The organism is Arthrobacter zhaoguopingii (assembly GCF_009828605.1).
Classification (GTDB): Bacteria; Actinomycetota; Actinomycetes; order Actinomycetales; family Micrococcaceae; genus Arthrobacter_D; species Arthrobacter_D zhaoguopingii.
On record NZ_WIAE01000001.1, the window covers coordinates 272597 to 288818 of the forward strand.

The 16222-nt window shown below is 68.5% G+C and carries 13 protein-coding genes and 1 tRNA gene; 4 read left to right on the forward strand and 10 right to left on the reverse strand.

Going from position 1 to position 16222, the window contains the following annotated elements; translation table 11 throughout:
- The first annotated feature begins 11 nt into the window (after positions 1-11).
- The 3 genes from GVV77_RS01260 (at position 12) to GVV77_RS01270 (ending at position 3506) form a co-directional block, all read left to right on the forward strand.
- Entirely contained in the window at positions 12-1454 is a 1443-nt protein-coding gene (locus GVV77_RS01260; RefSeq protein ID WP_159615631.1) for an NAD(P)/FAD-dependent oxidoreductase, read from the forward strand.
- A 173-nt stretch (positions 1455-1627) separates the two neighbouring features.
- Positions 1628-1703 (forward strand) — tRNA-Leu (locus GVV77_RS01265).
- 399 nt (positions 1704-2102) lie between these two features.
- Positions 2103-3506 (forward strand): ABC transporter substrate-binding protein, encoded by a 1404-nt coding sequence (locus tag GVV77_RS01270; protein WP_159615633.1) that lies wholly within the window; start codon positions 2103-2105, stop codon positions 3504-3506.
- A gap of 168 nt (positions 3507-3674) precedes the next feature.
- Here GVV77_RS01270 and GVV77_RS01275 read toward each other — a convergent pair whose 3' ends face one another.
- From GVV77_RS01275 to GVV77_RS01305, 7 genes are all read right to left on the reverse strand, one after another.
- Positions 3675-4346: a hypothetical protein gene (locus GVV77_RS01275; protein WP_159615635.1), complete on the reverse strand. Its 672-nt coding sequence runs from the start codon at positions 4344-4346 to the stop codon at positions 3675-3677.
- Between the two features lie 207 nt (positions 4347-4553).
- Positions 4554-5177, reverse strand: a complete 624-nt coding sequence (locus GVV77_RS01280) for a DUF305 domain-containing protein (protein ID WP_159615637.1) — start codon at positions 5175-5177, stop codon at positions 4554-4556.
- Positions 5178-5238: 61 nt separating this feature from the next.
- Positions 5239-7449: a copper-translocating P-type ATPase gene (locus GVV77_RS01285; RefSeq protein ID WP_159615639.1), complete on the reverse strand. Its 2211-nt coding sequence runs from the start codon at positions 7447-7449 to the stop codon at positions 5239-5241.
- A gap of 178 nt (positions 7450-7627) precedes the next feature.
- On the reverse strand, positions 7628-8368 hold the full coding sequence (locus GVV77_RS01290; RefSeq protein WP_159615641.1) for an ABC transporter ATP-binding protein: 741 nt from the start codon (positions 8366-8368) through the stop codon (positions 7628-7630).
- Entirely contained in the window at positions 8365-9354 is a 990-nt protein-coding gene (locus tag GVV77_RS01295; protein ID WP_159616137.1) for an ABC transporter ATP-binding protein, read from the reverse strand. The genes GVV77_RS01290 and GVV77_RS01295 overlap by 4 nt, the downstream gene beginning before the upstream one ends.
- 110 nt (positions 9355-9464) lie before the next feature.
- Entirely contained in the window at positions 9465-10445 is a 981-nt protein-coding gene (locus GVV77_RS01300) for a branched-chain amino acid ABC transporter permease (RefSeq protein ID WP_159615643.1), read from the reverse strand.
- Between the two features lie 8 nt (positions 10446-10453).
- Entirely contained in the window at positions 10454-11758 is a 1305-nt protein-coding gene (locus tag GVV77_RS01305) for a branched-chain amino acid ABC transporter permease (RefSeq protein ID WP_159615645.1), read from the reverse strand.
- A gap of 297 nt (positions 11759-12055) precedes the next feature.
- Here GVV77_RS01305 and GVV77_RS01310 point away from each other — a divergent pair, with 297 nt between their 5' ends.
- Positions 12056-12910: a Bax inhibitor-1/YccA family protein gene (locus tag GVV77_RS01310; protein ID WP_159615647.1), complete on the forward strand. Its 855-nt coding sequence runs from the start codon at positions 12056-12058 to the stop codon at positions 12908-12910.
- Between the two features lie 117 nt (positions 12911-13027).
- On the opposite strand, the gene galK is transcribed toward GVV77_RS01310, so the two are convergent.
- Genes galK through GVV77_RS01325 form a run of 3 tightly spaced genes read right to left on the reverse strand, consistent with a single transcriptional unit; the run spans position 13028 to position 16103 of the window.
- Complete coding sequence (gene galK, locus GVV77_RS01315; RefSeq protein ID WP_159615649.1) at positions 13028-14182, reverse strand: galactokinase; 1155 nt, start codon at positions 14180-14182, stop codon at positions 13028-13030.
- Positions 14179-15312 carry a galactose-1-phosphate uridylyltransferase gene (galT, locus tag GVV77_RS01320; protein ID WP_159615651.1) on the reverse strand — a complete coding sequence of 378 codons (1134 nt, stop codon included), beginning with the start codon at positions 15310-15312 and terminating at the stop codon, positions 14179-14181. Before galT ends, galK begins: the two co-directional genes overlap by 4 nt.
- Positions 15309-16103, reverse strand: a complete 795-nt coding sequence (locus tag GVV77_RS01325; RefSeq protein WP_159615653.1) for a DeoR/GlpR family DNA-binding transcription regulator — start codon at positions 16101-16103, stop codon at positions 15309-15311. Before GVV77_RS01325 ends, galT begins: the two co-directional genes overlap by 4 nt.
- Positions 16104-16222: the final 119 nt, after the last annotated feature.

Sequence of the window (16222 nt, forward strand, 5' to 3'; positions counted from 1 at the left end):
ACTATCGAGCCATGGCATCGAACTCACTGTTCTCTGATCGTCCGCGCATCCTCGTCGTCGGAGGCGGCTACGTCGGCCTCTACGTGGCCCGCAATCTGCAGAAGAAGGTGAAGTCCCACGGTGGCATTGTCACCCTGGTCGACCCCCTTCCCTACATGACGTACCAGCCGTTCCTCCCCGAGGTGGCCGCCGGAAGCATCGAGGCGCGCCACGCCATCGTCTCGCACCGCGTCCACCTGCCCCAGACCGAGCTCATCAGCGGCCGGGTCACGTCGGTCGACCACGCCGCGCGCACCGCCACGATCGAGCCCGCAGGCGAGGGTGAGCCGTTTACGCTCGGCTACACCGACATCGTCATGGCCGCCGGCGCGATCACCCGCACCTTCCCCATCGAGGGGCTGAAGGACCAGGGCATCGGCCTGAAGACGATCGAAGAGGCCGTCGCGCTGCGCAACCAGATCCTCGAGCGGATCGAGACCGGCTCGCTGATGCCCGCCGGCCCGGCCCGGGACCGCATGCTGACCTTCGTCGTCGTCGGCGGCGGGTTCGCCGGCATCGAAGCCATCACCGAGATGGAGGACATGGCCCGCGATGCGGTGAAGAAGAACGCCCGCCTCAAACGCTCCGACGTCCGCTTCGTACTGATCGAGGCCATGCCGCGCGTCATGCCCGAGGTCACCGAGCAGCAGGCCGTCTGGGTCGTCGAGCACCTGCGCTCACGCGGCATCCAGGTCCTGCTCAACACCTCGCTTGCCAGCGCCGTGGACGGCAACCTGAAGCTGATCAACATGCCGGACAAGACCCCGGCCGACGAGTTCGCCTCCGACACCCTCATCTGGACCGCGGGCGTGCAGGCCAACCCGGTCGTCCGCTCCACCGATTTCCCGGTCGATGACCGCGGCCGCCTGCGCGCGAACGCCGAGCTGCGCATCACCGGTGACGACGGACCCCTCCAGCACGCCTGGACCGCCGGCGACGTCGCGGCCGTGCCCGACCTCAGCGGCGGCGGCGTGGGAGGGTTCTGCGTCCCCAACGCCCAGCACGCCGTGCGCCAGGCGAAGCGCCTCGCCAAGAACATCTACGCGCAGAACTACGGCGTAGGCCGCGTCCAGGAGTACAAGCACACCAACCTGGGTGCCGTCGCGGGCTTCGGTACCTTCAAGGGTGTCGCCAACATCATGGGCTTTGGGATGCGCGGCTTCCCGGCCTGGCTGGCCCACCGCGGGTACCACGGCATGGCCATGCCGATGTTCGAGCGCAAGGCCCGGGTCATCTCCAACTGGTCGATGAGCTTCATCTTCGGCAGGGACCTTGCCCCGATCGCGGACCTGCAGACCCCGCGCCGCCAGTTCCGCAACGCCGCCACTCCGCCGCCGAAGAAGGACACCGCCCTTCAGTCGGCACCTCCGGTCCCGGCCGGAAAGGCAAGCGGCAAGGCTGCCTCGAACGCCTGATCCAACCGGTCCGCCGGAGACGACGGTGGGTTCCCGCAGACGCGGGGGCCCGCCGTCGCTGCTTAACCGGTGATGCACTCCAGCCCGGGGTTCACCCGGTGCCCGCAACGCCCGCCCGCCCCTGGAGCGGGCGCGGGTGTCCCGGCGCGATATTCTTGACCTGCGGAGCATCCGCCCCAGTAGCCCAATGGCAGAGGCACCAGACTTAAAATCTGTTCAGTGTCGGTTCGAGTCCGACCTGGGGTACCACCGGGCCCGCCGGCCCGGCACCCAAGCAGTTCCTTCCGTCCGCCGGCCCCAGTGCCGAGGCTCACTTGCCGAGGCCCCAGGTAAGGCCGCACTGACGGCGGGCGTTGACATCGCGCGCATGCCGGGCCGTCCGACCGCCGCCGCTGCCCACGGTCGGCTTTCACCGTCCGCAGCAATCGCGCCCACACCTCGACGGGCGGAGGGACGCATCTCCGCCCGATCATCGCCCGACCGCCCCCTGTGTCAACCCCGCCGAGCCCTCGGTGTGACGAGCGTTACAAGGATGTAACCGGATTCCCTTATGTTCGGCCCATTTTTGCATTAGCTTTTCTACATACCAGGAACACCTGGTGAGTGCATCAAAGGCTGACGACGCCTTTCGGTCGAGGAGAAAAATTGATGACTGTAACACGCAACCCGATGCGGTCCGGCATCGGGGAGAATGCTCCGCGCGCAGCGAAGATCGCAGCCCTCAGCCTGGGTATTGCACTCTTTGCCTCGGGCTGTGGCGGCGGAGGCGGCGGATCCACTGCCCCCGAAGACGGCGCTGATCCCAGCGCCTCGGCGTCCGCCCAGACCGCGGGCGCACTGTCCTGCCCGCCCAGCGAAGGCGGCGAGGCGGCGGAAGCCGGCGAGAAGGGCGACCCCTCGGCGGTCCCCGAGGCGGAGACCGTCACCGATACGCCCCTGAAGCTCGGGTCGATCCTGCCGACCACCGGAACCCTCGCGTTCCTCGGCCCGCCGGAAATCGCGGGCGTGAACCTCGCGGTCAAGGAAGTCAACGAAGCAGGCGGAGTCCTCGGCAAGGAAATCTCGGTGGTCCACCGCGACTCGGGCGACACCACCACCGACATCGCCACCCAGTCGGTCACCGACCTCCTGTCCCAGGATGTCAGCGGCATCATCGGCGCGGCCTCGTCCGGTGTCTCCAAGACCGTCATCAACCAGATCACCGGAGCGGGCGTCGTGCAGTTCTCGCCGGCGAACACCTCCCCGGAATTCACGGACTGGGATGACAAGGGTCTGTACTGGCGCACCGCGCCTTCGGACGTCCTGCAGGGACGCACCCTCGGCAACTACATCATGTCCTGCGGCGCCCAGACTGTGGGCATGATCGTCCTCAACGACGCCTACGGCACCGGCCTGCAGGCCAACATCACCGAGACCGTCGAAGGAGCCGGCGGCCAGGTCGTCGCCGCCGAACTGTTCAACGAAGGTGACTCCCAGTTCAGCAGCCAGGTCGATGCGGTGGTCGCGGCCAAGCCCGACGCCATCGTCATCATCACCTTCGACCAGGCCAAGAGCATCGTCCCGCTGCTCACCGGCAAGGGCATCGACCCCTCGAGCATGTTCATGGTCGACGGCAACACCACCGACTACAGCGAGGACCTGGAGCCGGGCACCCTCGAGGGCGCCCAGGGCACCATCCCCGGTCCGTTCACCGGAGATGAATTCCAGACGGCTCTGCTTGAGATCGATCCCAAGCTGACCAGCTGGAGCTACGCCGGTGAAAGCTACGACGCCGTCAACCTGATGTCGCTGGCAGCAGAGGCTGCGGGCAGCACCGAGGGTACCGCCATCGCGGGAGAGCTCGAGGCTGTCTCCAAGGACGGCGAGAAGTGCTTTGACTTCGCCGGCTGCGTGACGCTGCTGCGCGAGGGTGAGGACATCGACTACGACGGTATCTCCGGCCCGGTCTCCTTCGACGAGAACGGCGATCCCACCGAAGCCGCCATCGGCATCTACCAGTACGACGAAAACAACGTGCCGCAGCCGAGCCGTTCCGAGGTTGGCAAGCTCTAACCTCCGGATCTCGGGTCAGCACATCCGCTGCACCGGAAGGCCCCGTCCACCAGGACGGGGCCTTCCGCCTGTCCGGGCCTTCCGCCTGTGCGGGCCTTCTGAGTACCACTTAACGACAAACGCACCCGATATATCGGGTGCGTTTGACGTTAAGTGACGCGCGTGTCGTTATCGGGTGCGTTTGTCGGTTTCGTTGTGCCGGGGGGAACGGGCGACGGCGTAGGAGCCCCGGCGCAGCGCGGCGGCCCACTCATAGGCCGACGCCGTGGGCAGGGGATTGCGGACCGGGTCGAACCGCAGGTCCTCCTGGCCCTGATCGGGGTTTACGGTGAGCGTGAGGGTTCCAAACGGGATCCAGGGCCCCAGTGGACGGGCATAGGACAACTCCATCGACCAGGGGCGTCCCGCGAGCCTGCGCCGGAAGGCCGTCAGCGACGCCGGTATCCGCCCGGAGGGTCCCGTGCTCCGCGCGGCCAGGAGGACCGGCCCGCGTGCTCCCCGGTACGGCATCATGGTGGTCAACGGGGAGCGGGCGATGTTCAGCCGGGGGACCAGCACGAACCGGCCCACCGGGGAACTCCCCGTCGAGGCCAGCAGCACATCGGCCTGCGCGTCGCCGGAGGGGATCCTCACCGCGAGTCCGATGATGTCCGGCAGGGGACCGGGCAGGCCCACCGACCGTGAGAGCCGCGCCTCGACCGGGGTGCTGCCCGCGGTGTCGAGCCATGGGATGCCGCTTGAGGCACCGCCGTCGACGGCGAGGTATCCCGTCAGGCGTACCCCGCGAGGGTGGATGGGGCGGGAAGGCCGGAGCACCTTCAGCACCCGGAACACTCCCATGAACCCCCTGCCGGCCACCCGGGCCGGTGCCGGGCCCCTCGGCTCTGCAACCCTCGGTGCTGTGCCCTTCGGTTTTGCAACCCTCGGTGCCTTGCCCCCCGGTTGCGTGCGCCCTGGTGCCGCGCTCCCGTGACCTGCGTTCATTGCGTCCTTCCCTGTCTGCCGTGGAACCGTCCGAGCCCTGCGGCAGGGACGGTCCCCGGCAGTCTAAAGGCGCGCCAGCAGGGCTTCCATCTCCTTAATTTCGGCCTCCTGCGCTTGCACTATCGACGCGGCGAGGTCTCTGGCACCGGGATCGGCGCCGGCATCCAGCTCCTGTTCCGCCATGTCGATGGCGCCCTTGTGGTGTTCGATCATCCCGGCAAGGAACAGCCGCGACGCCTCGTCGCCCTCGGCGCCCGCGAGCTCCTCAAGCTGTTCACCGCTCATCATCCCGTCTCCGGTGCCCCCGCCGGCAGTGTCCTCCCCGCCGTGTCCGGAACCGTGGCCGGCTCCGCTGCCGCCGTCCGCGCCGGGCTTCCCCCACGCGTCGAGCCAGGTCTTCATCGTTCGGATCTCCGGCGCCTGGGCGGCCTTGATGCGGGTGGCCAGCGCCTTAACCTCCGGGTCGATCCCGGTCTTGGCGAGCATTCGATCGCTCATTTCCACGGCCTGTTCGTGGTGCGGGATCATTCCGGCGGCGAACTCCATGTCGGCGGCGTTGGACAGTCCGGCCGACACTGCAGGGGAGCTGGACGTTGACGGCGGCGCCTGTCCGGCCTCCGGGCCGGCTCCGCAGCCGGCGAGGATCAGGACCAGGGCGAGGCCGCTCAGGGCCGGGTAGCGTTTCATGTTTCTTCTCCTTCGGGTTCTTGAGTGGACCAACACTTCGGGCTCGAGGTGTCAGCGGCGTTCAGCGGGGCGTTGCCGCGAGGCGCCGCGGGTCGAGGTTGAGCCGGCGCAGCAGCTGGGCGTTGAGTGCCACAACGATCGTCGAGACGCTCATCAGCACGGCTCCGGCCGCAGGGGACAACAGCACCCCGGCGAAAGCCAGCACGCCGGCCGCCAGCGGCACCGCGGCCACGTTGTACCCGGCGGCCCAGACGAGGTTCTGGATCATCTTCCGGTAGCTGGCCCGCGACAGGTCGATCATCGACAGCACCGCGCGCGGGTCATTGCCGGCGAGCACCACCCCTGCGGTCTCGATGGCGACGTCGGTCCCTCCGCCGATCGCGATCCCGACCTCCGCACGTGCCAGCGCGGGGGAGTCGTTGACGCCGTCACCGACCATCGCCACGGTCAATCCCCGCGACTGGAGTTCGGCGACCTTCGCGTCCTTGTCCTGCGGGAGGACCTCGGCGAAGACCTCGTCCACGCCCAGGTCGCGGGCCACCGCGTCGGCGACCTGCCGGGCGTCACCGGTGATCATCGCGACCTTGACCCCGCGGTCCTGCAGCGCCTTCACCGCAGCACGGGACTCGTCCCGCACCCGGTCCTCAAGCGCCAGCGCCCCGATGACGCTGCCGTCGCGGACCACGGAGAGCACCGACGCCCCGCGGGCCGTCCATTGAGCCACCGGCCCGGCAACGCCAGCCGGGATGTCGAGGGAGAGCTCCCGCAGGAGGTTCGGCCCGCCGACGAGGACCTCGGAGCCGGCCACGGTGGCCCGCACGCCGCGTCCGGTCATTGAGGAGAACCCGGTTCCCGCATAGGCGAGCTCCATCGCCCCGGCGTCCCCGGCGGCGGCTTGGGCCACGGCCCGCGCCACAGGATGCTCGCTGTCGGCCTCTGCCGCGCCCGCAAGCGCCAGCAGCCGGGAGTGGCTGATGCCGGGCACGGCGGCCACGCCGGTGACCTCCGGGCGGCCCTCGGTGAGGGTCCCGGTCTTGTCGAAGAGCACGACGTCGATGGTGCGCATCCGCTCCAGCGCCAGCCGGTCCTTGATCAGCACCCCGGCCCGGGCAGCCCGCTCGGTCGACAGCGCGATCACCAGGGGGATAGCCAGGCCCAGTGCATGGGGGCAGGCGATGACCAGCACCGTCACCGTGCGGACGACGGCGTCCTCCGGGCTTCCGAGGGCCAGCCAGGCGAGGAAGGTTACGATGCCGGCGCCCAGGGCGAAGTAGAACAGCAGTGCGGCGGCCCGGTCCGCCAGGGCCTGGGCCCGGGAGGAGGAGGCCTGGGCGTCGGCGACGAGCCGCTGGATGCCCGCCAGCGCCGTGTCACCGCCGACCGCTGTCACCGCCACGCGCACGGCGTTGTCGGTGGCCACGGTGCCCGCCGTCACGGGGTCGCCCTTCCGGCGCAGCACGGTGCGCGATTCACCGGTGATCATCGATTCGTCGAACTCGGCCGCGCCCTCGGTGACCGTGCCGTCGGCGGGCACCCGGGCCCCCGACCGCACGAGGACGACGTCGCCGGGGGCCAGAGATGACACCGGGACGGTTTCGATTCCGTCCGCGGTGACCCGATCGGCCTCGTCGGGCAGCAGGGCCGCGAGGGCGTCGAGGGCGCCGGCGGCTGAGCCGAGGGCGCGCATCTCCATCCAGTGACCCAGGAGCATGATGACAATCAGCAGGGCGAGTTCCCACCAGAAGTCCAGGTCGAACCCGCCAAGGCCGAGGGTGGTGCTCCAGGAGGCGGCGAAGGCCACGGTGATGGCCATGGCGATCAGCAGCATCATCCCGGGCCGCCGCGACCTCAGCTCGCCCCACCCGCCGCGGAGGAAGGGGGTACCGCCGTAGATGAAGATGGCCGTGCCCAGCACCGGGGAGATCAGCGCCGCGCCCGGGAAGGTCGGCAGGCTGTACCCAAGGATCATGGCGAACATTGGGCTGAAGGCGACGACCGGGACGGCGAGGGCGAGGCTGATCCAGAACCTGCTGCGGAACATGGCGGTGCTGTGCCCGGCATGCTGGCCCGAGGCATGGACCTCGTGGTCTCCGTGACCGGCATGACCGGCATGGCCGGTGGGCGCTTCGCCGTGGTGTGCCGCCCCGGGGGTCGACTGTGACCGGGGCCGACCGGGCGGAGAGGCCGGGGACCCGCCGGGGCGCGGGGGAGAGGCTGGCGCCACGGGGGAGTGCTGGTGCGCCCCGGGGGAATGCTGGGTTCGATGCTGCATGGGAGGCTCCTTGACCCGACCAGGTGATGCTGACGTACCGAACATATACCCCTGGGGGGTATGCGTCAAGGGGTAGCCGTGATGGAATCAGCGGCGGTCGGGGGGCTGACCAGCCTCGGGCTTAAACAGCTGCGGGCGGCCCGTTTCCGGTGCCGCCCGCAGTTCTGTACTGAGGAGCTCAGGCCGTGTCGGCCAGGGTGCCCAGGTACAGCTGAATCACCTTGGGGTCCTTCATCAGCTCGCGGCCGGTGCCGGTGTAGGCGTCCTTGCCCTGGTCGAGCACGTAGGCTCGGTCGCAGATCTGCAGGCACCGCCGCGCGTTCTGCTCGACCATGATCACGGAGACGCCGGCCCGGTTGATCTCGTGGACGCGCAGGAACGTCTCGTCCTGCTTGACGGGGGACAGGCCTGCTGACGGCTCATCGAGCAGCAGCACCGCCGGTTCCATCATCAGCGCCCGGCCCATGGCCACCATCTGGCGCTCGCCGCCGGAGAGGGAGCCGGCCCGCTGGGCGCGCCGCTTGCCCAGTTCCGGGAACAGGCCGGTGACGAAGTCGAACCGCTTCTTGAAGTCCTTGGGCCGCTGGTACATGCCCATCTGCAGGTTTTCCTCGATGGTCAGCGTCGAGAAGACGTTATTGTTCTGGGGCACGAAGCCCACGCCCTGGCTGACCAGGCGGTTCGCCTTGAGGCCGGTGAGGTCCTTGCCACGGACCATCACCTGCCCGGAGTGAATTTTCACCAGACCGAACATCGCCTTGAGCAGGGTCGATTTGCCGGCACCGTTGGGCCCGATGATGCCGATCAGTTCGCCCCTGCGGGCCTCGATGCTGCACCCGTTGAGGATGTTGACCCCTGGCAGGTAGCCGGCCACCAGGTCGGTCACCTTCACCACGGAATCGCCGTCGTACTCGCTCATCGCTTTGTCTCCTCAGTGCCTGTCGATCCGGTGCGGGTGGATCCGGGTTCGCTGACCTCGGTGATTGAGTGGCCGAGGATTCCCTCGTCCTCGGTTCCGACGACCGACTCGGAGTCATGGGCGAGCTCCTCCTCGAGGCGCTCGACGCCGGTCGAGTCGCCAAGGTCGACGTCGTGGTGGGCGCCCAGGTACGCGTCGATGACGGCCTGGTCCTTCATCACGATGTCCGGCGGGCCCTCGGCGACGACCTTCCCCTCGGCCATCACCACCACCCAGTCGGCGATGTGGCGGACCATGTGCATGTCGTGCTCGACGAACAGCACCGTCATGCCTTCGGCCTTGAGGTTCTTGATGTGGTCGAGCAGTGACTGGGTCAGGGCCGGGTTCACGCCGGCCATAGGCTCATCGAGCATCACCAGGCGCGGCCTGACCATGAGGGCCCGTGCCATCTCCAGGAGTTTGCGCTGCCCGCCCGAGAGGGAGGCGGCGTAGTCGTCCCGCTTGGTGTCGAGTTTGAACTTCGCGAGCAGCACCTCGGCCTGGGCGGTGATCTCCTTTTCGCGGGCACCCCACAGGTTCTTGAACAGCGCCTTGGCCAGGCTCTCGCCGGGCTGCTTGGTGGCACCGAGCCGCATGTTCTCGATGACCGTGAGCTTGCCCATCACCTTGGTGAGCTGGAAGGTGCGCACCATGCCCATCCGGGCCACCTTGTACGGCGGGACCTTCGCGAGCGGCTTGCCGTCGAACTCCCAGTCCCCGCTGTTCGGGGTGTCGAACCCGGTCAGCAGGTTGAACAGGGTCGTCTTTCCGGCGCCGTTGGGGCCGATCAGGGCCGTGATCTTGTTGCGCGGAATCTCGAGGTATTCGACGTCGACGGCGTTGATGCCGCCGAAGCTGCGGGTGACGTTCTTCGCGACGACAATGGGGTCCCGCTTGCGGCAGCCCGGCCCGGCCTCGCCGGTGGCGATGGGCCGGGAGTCGTTCATGTAGTCCTCGCCCGCGGGGGCCTCGGCGACGGCGGACCCGGCCGCCTGCTCCGACGGCGTGGCACGGTGTGCGCCGCCGCCGGACGGAACGTGGTTGGTGGAATTTTCGCTCATGCGAATGCCAGCTCCTTCTTATTGCCCAGCACGCCCTGCGGTCTAAAGACCATCAGCAGCATCAGGGCGATACCGACGAGGATGTAGCGCAGCTGCCCGGCCTGGACGTTGGTGAGGAAGGTGATGGCACCCGACTCGATCGCACCGTACAGGAGGCCCTGGGTCAGCGACAGGACCACCCAGAACATCATGGCCCCGATCACCGGCCCGAGCACCGTGGCCATGCCTCCGAGCAGCAGGCAGGTGTACAGGAAGAAGGTCAGTTCCGTGGCGTAGTTGGCTGGTTGGACCGCGCCGCGGGGGAGGGTGAACACCATCCCCGCGAGCGAGCCGAGGATGCCTCCGATCACCAGCGCCTGCATCTTGTAGGCGTACACGTTCTTGCCGAGGGCGCGGACGGCGTTCTCGTCCTCCCGGATGCCCTTGAGTACGCGCCCCCAGGGGCTGCGCATGAGCAGCCACACGGTGAGGCACGCGAGGATGACAACCGACCAGCCCACGACGCGGATCCAGAAGTTGCGTTCGTTCATCGCCAGGGGGCCGATGTTGTAGGTGCCCGCCGGGAAGGGGTTGAGCGCGTAGAACCCGCCCTCGAAGGCAGCCAGTCCGTTGGCCGAGCCGGTGACCTCCGTGAGGTCGTTGGTGGTCACCACGTACCGGACGATCTCCGCGGCGGCGATCGTGACGATCGCCAGGTAGTCGGTGCGCAGGCGCAGTGTGGGGATGCCCAGCACGATGGCGAACACCACCGACGCGAGCATGGCCACGAGCACCGCAACCGGCAGGGGGGCGTTGAAGGTCAGCGTGGAGATGGCGAAGCCGTAGGCTCCGACGGCCATGAAGCCCGCCTGGCCGAAGTTCAGCAGACCCGAGTAGCCGAAGTGGACGGCGAGGCCGAGGGCGGCCAGCGCGTAGGCCGCCGTCGTCGGGCTGATGAGTTCGCCGAAGGCGTTGACAAGGATGTTTCCGAAATCCATTGGAACCCCTAACCTATGCGCTCGCGGCGGCCGAGGATACCCTGCGGCCGGAAGAGGAGCACGAGAATCATGATGAGCAGAGCGCCGACGTACTTCAGGTCGGCTTCAAGCCAGAGCGTTGAGATTTCGACGAACAGCCCCACGATGATCGACCCGATGAGCGCCCCGAAGACCGTGCCGAGGCCGCCGAGCACGACGCCGGCGAAGATCAGCAGCAGGATCTGCTGGCCCATGTTGTAGGAGACCCCTGGGCGGTAGTAGGCCCACAGGATGCCGCCGAGCGCGGCGAGCATTCCGCCGATCACCCAGACGATCCGGATCACCCGGTCGACGTCGATGCCCGACGCCGCCGCCAGCGCGGGATTGTCGGCCACCGCGCGGGTGCCCTTGCCGATGCGGGTTTTCAGCAGCAGGAACGCCACCAGCAGGATGACGACCAGGCTCACGATGAGCGAGTTCAGGTTGTTCCGCGAGATGGAGACCGCACCGAGGTTGATGATCTCGCCCTGGGAACCGGGAAGCTGGGTGGTTGCCCCGCCGAAGTTGAACTGGATGATGTAGCGCAGAGCCAGCGCCAGGCCGATGCTGACGATCATCATGGGCACGAGCCCGGTGCCGCGGTTCCGCAGCGGCTTCCACAGCCCGGCGTCCTGCACATAGCCGAGCACTCCGCCGCCGATCACCGCGAGGACGATGGCGACCGGCGCGGGGAGGCCGAGCGCGGCGAAGCCGAAGGTCAGGACGGCCCCGAGGGTCACCATCTCGCCGTGGGCGAAGTTGGTCAGGCCCGTTGTGCCGAAGATCAGCGAGAGTCCGACGGCGCTCAGCGCGAGGAGCAGCCCGAAGCTGAAGCCCGCGAGGGCACGTTCGGCGAGGGTGTCCCAGAAGGTTCCGCCCTGGGCGACGATTCCCTCACCGAACAGGAAGAGGGTTGTGGCGTTGGAGGTTCCGGCGAAGGTGACCGTACGCGGGTTTTCCTGGCCCTCGGCGAGGGTGATTCCCTCGGGCAGGGTGTCTTCGTCGACCTCGACCTCATAGGAGCCCTGTTCCGGCACTCCGATGGACCAGAAGCCGTTCTCGCCGGAGGTGGTCTCGCCTTCGAAGCCGTTGCCCGTGGCCGTGATGGTGACGTCGGCGATGGGGCCGTCGACGCCTCGAAGGACGCCGCTGATGCGGTCCTGGAACTCTTCCGCCTGGACAGTTGCAGGTACTGCTGCAGAATTCATCGCCCTTCCGGGCGGCTGGTTGGACGCCTGCGCTGACGGTGCGCTGAGGAGCACGGCGAGAAGGACGCTGAAAAGGGCAGCGAACATCCTCCCGAGCCGAGCAGGCGTCGGTTGGGTTATCAAGATAGGAACCTCCACGGTGGGGGCCGCCTGCCGGACGGGCAGGAGATCATGCGTGTGACTGCTGTCACTCAATGTGGAGCTTATGTTACTCGGGCGCTGTTTCCGTTCCGCACCAATCGGCCCCGGACAGGTAGCGATTGGATAACAACTGCGCGCAACGGAGCGGGGCACGCGGCCCGGGACGGGAACAAAAGCCCACTTATAGCGTTGATATGGGTAGGGTTGGAACACTTACAGCCCCCAATTGGAGGACTACACAAAATGGCAATCGGCGGAAATCCGGTTTTCAACGGAAAGACCTTCCGTTCTGCCGCCCGCGGCACCAGCCCGGCGGCCTACGGCACGACGACCTTCGCGGGTCAGTCGGCTCTGAACCAGCAGCAGCTGGAGCACATGTACAACCGCCCTGCGGCGGGACCGGCCGAGACCGGCCGGATGACCTACGACGACGTCATCGTCAAGACGATCCTCTCGATCGCAGTCGTTCTTGTGGGCGCGGCCATCCCGGTGTTCATCGTACCGGGGCTCGCACCGGTCCTGATGATCGTCGGCCTGATCGGCGGACTCGTCCTGGGTCTGGTCAACTCCTTCAAGCGCGAACCCGTTCCCGGGCTGATCCTCGCCTACTCGGCGCTCCAGGGCCTGTTCCTCGGTGGGATCACCATGTTCCTCGAGGCGTCCTTCCCCGGCATCGCGTTCCAGGCCCTCCTCGGCACCCTGACGGTGTTCGGTGTGACCCTGGCGCTGTTCAAGAGCGGCAAGGTGCGTGCGACGCCCAAGGCGATGAAGTTCTTTATGATCGCCATGCTGAGCTACCTGGCGTTCTCGCTGATCAACCTGGGCCTCATGGTCTTCGGCCTCAATGACGACCCGTGGGGCCTGCGCAGCGCCGACTTCCTGGGCACCGGCATTCCGTTCGGCGTCATCATCGGTATCTTCGCCATCGGCCTCGCCGCGTTCTCGCTGATCATCGACTTCACCCAGATCGAGGAAGCGGTCCGGAACGGCGCCCCGCAGCGCTACTCCTGGACGGCCGCATTCGGGCTGACGGTCACGCTGATCTGGCTCTACATTGAGTTCCTGCGCCTGATCGCGATCCTGCGCGGCGACGAGTAACACGGCCGCAGCACCGCTCGCCAACTAAAGAACAAAAAAGGAAGGGCCCGCAGCTGGTGCTGCGGGCCCTTCCTTTCGTTTCCGGCCCTGCAGTCCGGTGCGCGTCCGGGCCCGGGCTCAGGCCACCCGGCGGGCCCCGGCGTCGGGCATAACGCCGAAGATCACCGGCTCCTTGAACCCGGCGTCGGCGAAGGCGGCGGTGACCGCCTCGGAGACGGTTCCTGCGTCCTCGGTGTGCACAAGGGCGATCGCAGCGCCGCCGAAGCCGCCGCCGGTCATGCGCGCACCCACCGCGCCGGCCGAGACCGCGGTGTCGACGGCGAGGTCGAGTTCGGGGGAACTGATCTCAAAGTCATCGCGCATCGAAGCGTGGCTCTGGTTCAGCAGCGGCCCCAGGGCGCCCGGGCCCTTGGTGGTCAGCATCGCCACGGCGTCCTCCACCCGGGCGTTTTCGGTCACCACGTGGCGCACCCGCCGGAAAGTTTCCTCGTCGAGGATCCCCGCAGCGTTGCCCAGGTCGGCCACCGAGAGATCGCGCAGGGCGGGCACGCCCATCTGCCGGGCGCCCTCCTCGCAGGATGCGCGGCGGGAGGCATAGCCGCCGGTCGAGTGGGAGTGGCTCACCCGGGTGTCCATCACCAGCAGGGTCAGCCCCGCGCCGTTGAGGTCGAGCGGCACAAGCATGGTCTCGAGGCTGCGGCAGTCGAGGAAGACGGCGTGGCCAACCTCGCCCAGCAGCGAGGCCGTCTGGTCCATGATGCCGGTGGGCGCGCCGACCATCTCGTTCTCGGCCAGCCGCCCGATCGAGGCCAGTTGGGAGCGCGAGAGCCCCGCCGAGGCCAGATCATTGGCCGCCGCGGCGACGGCACACTCGAGCGCGGCCGAGGAGGAGAGCCCGGCACCGACGGGCACCGAGGAGTCGACGAGCAGGTCCATGCCGGGGACCGCGTGGCCCGACCGGCCGAGCGCCCAGAGCACGCCCACGGGGTAGGCCGCCCAGCCTTCGACGTCGCCCGCGGCCAACCCGCTCAGGTCGGCGGTGACGACGTCGCCCTCGCTGAAGGTGGAGGCGACGCGGACGGTGCTGTCGGTGCGGGGCCGGGCGGCGACCATGGTCGAGCGGTCGATGGCAAAGGGAAGAACGAAGCCGTCGTTGTAGTCGGTGTGCTCACCGATCAGGTTCACCCGGCCCGGAGCGGACCAGACGCCGGCCGGCTCGGTGCCGAAGCGGGCGGTGAACGCCGCGGCGAGTTCTGCTGCGGAGAGAGTCATGAGGTTGCCTTTCCTGGGGTTCCCGGCACGGCGTTGCGCAGTCGGTCGGCAACCTGCTCGGGGGTGGTGTCGTTGATGAACGCTCCCATTGCGGCTTCGGAGCCGGCGAGGAACTTCAGCTTGTCCTCCGCACGGCGCGGCGAGGTCAGCTGCAGGTGGAGGTAGCTGGCGGGGCGGATGCGCGCATCCAGTGGCGCCTGCTGCCAGGCGGCGATGTACGGGGTGGGGGTCGAGTAGAGGGCGTCCACCTTACCGAGCAGGTTCAGGTAGACCTCGGTGAGGTCATCGCGCTCTGCCGGGTTCAGCGCCGCGAGGTCGGGGACCTGGCGGTGCGGCACGAGGTGCACCTCGAGCGGCCAGCGCGCGGCGAACGGGACGAAGGCGCTGAAGTGCTTGCCCTCGAGGATCATCCGCTCCCCGGAGTCCCGCTCCTTCTTCAGGGCGGCACCCATCAGCGTCTCGCGTCCGCCGGAGGCCTCGTAGAAGGCGGTTGCCTGCGCGCCGAGCTGTGCCGCCCGCGGCGGGATGAAGGGGTAGGCGTAGATCTGCCCGTGCGGGTGGAGCAGGGTGACGCCGATTTCGGCGCCGCGGTTCTCGAAGGGGAAGACCTGACGGATGCCTTCCATCGCCGAGAGGGCCTCGGTGCGCTGGGCCCACGCGTCAATGACGGTGCGGGCACGCTCGTGGGAAAGGGAGGCGAAGGAGCCGTCGTGTGCCGGGTCGAAGGCGATGACCTCGCAGCGGCCGAAGGCCGTCGTCGTCGTGCCCCACCCCGGGGTATCCGGCAGCGAGCCGAGCTGCGGGCCGAAGGAGGCGAACCGGTTCTCGAACACCACCACCTCGTAGTCCGGGGCCGGGATCTCCGAGGCGTAGCGCTCGTTCGAGGCGCACAGCGGGCACTGATCGGCCGGGGGGAGGTGCGTGCGGGTCTGGCGGTGCGCGGCCACGGCGACCCACTCGCCGCTGAGCGCATCGTAGCGGGCATCGCCGGTGGCGGTGCCGCGGGGGTCGAGGCCGCGGCGGTCGGCGGTCGCAGCGGGGTCGGCGTGCAGCCGGGCCGAATCCTCCGACGCGTCGAAGTAGATGAGCTCGCGGCCGTCCGAGAGCGTGGTGGGGGTGATATGCGTCATGTGAGGGCTTTCCTTGCGTCCTTGATGGTCTCGGGGGTGGTGACGAGGGTGTGCCGTGCGAAGCCGGGCTCCGCAGGGAGGGTCTCGGTGATCAGGCATGAGGTTTCCTCGAGGCCCGCGATGCGGGCCAGACTCACGACGCCGAACTTGGTCGAGTCGGCAAGCACCACGAGGTGCCCGCAGCCGTCGGCGAAGGCCCGGTTCGTTTCGGCCTCGGCGAGGTTTGGGGTGGTGATGCCGGCGTCAACGTCGACGCCGTGGACGCCCATGAAGCACAGGTCGACGTTGAGGGTGCGGATGGAGGCCGTGGCCAGCGGGCCCACGAGGGCCTCGGAGGGCGAACGTTCCCCGCCGGTGAGCAGCACGGAAGGCCCGCGGCCGCCGGCGGTGAGCCGGTGGAGCCGGTCGGCGGCAGGCAGGGAGTTGGTGACGACGGTGAGCCCCTCGATCTGCGCCAGGTGGTCGACGAGCTGGACGGTCGTGGTCCCGCCGGTCACCGAGATGGTCATGCCCGGGAGCACCAGCTGGGCCGCCGCCCGGGCGATCGCCCGTTTCTGGGCCGCCTGGCGGCGCGCATTGGCGGGAAAGCCCGGCTCGGCCGCCGCCAGCACTCCGGCCCGCGCCGCGCCGCCGTGGATGCGGTGGACCGAGCCGGCAGCCTGGAGGGCGTCGATATCGCGCCGCACGGTCATCTCGGAGACCCCGAGTTTGCCGGCGAGTTCGGTGACGCGCACCACCGGGCGCCCGTCGAGGGCGGCAAGGATGGCGGCGTGCCGTTCGGCAGCGAGCATCGCACCTCCCGGGCAGCGGTGGGGGAAAACAGGTGCCGGAACCGCTCCGGCTCCGGATCGAGAGCACGTGTAACAAAATCGAACAGAATCAAACATATCCGAAAGCGGCTGCCGGGGAA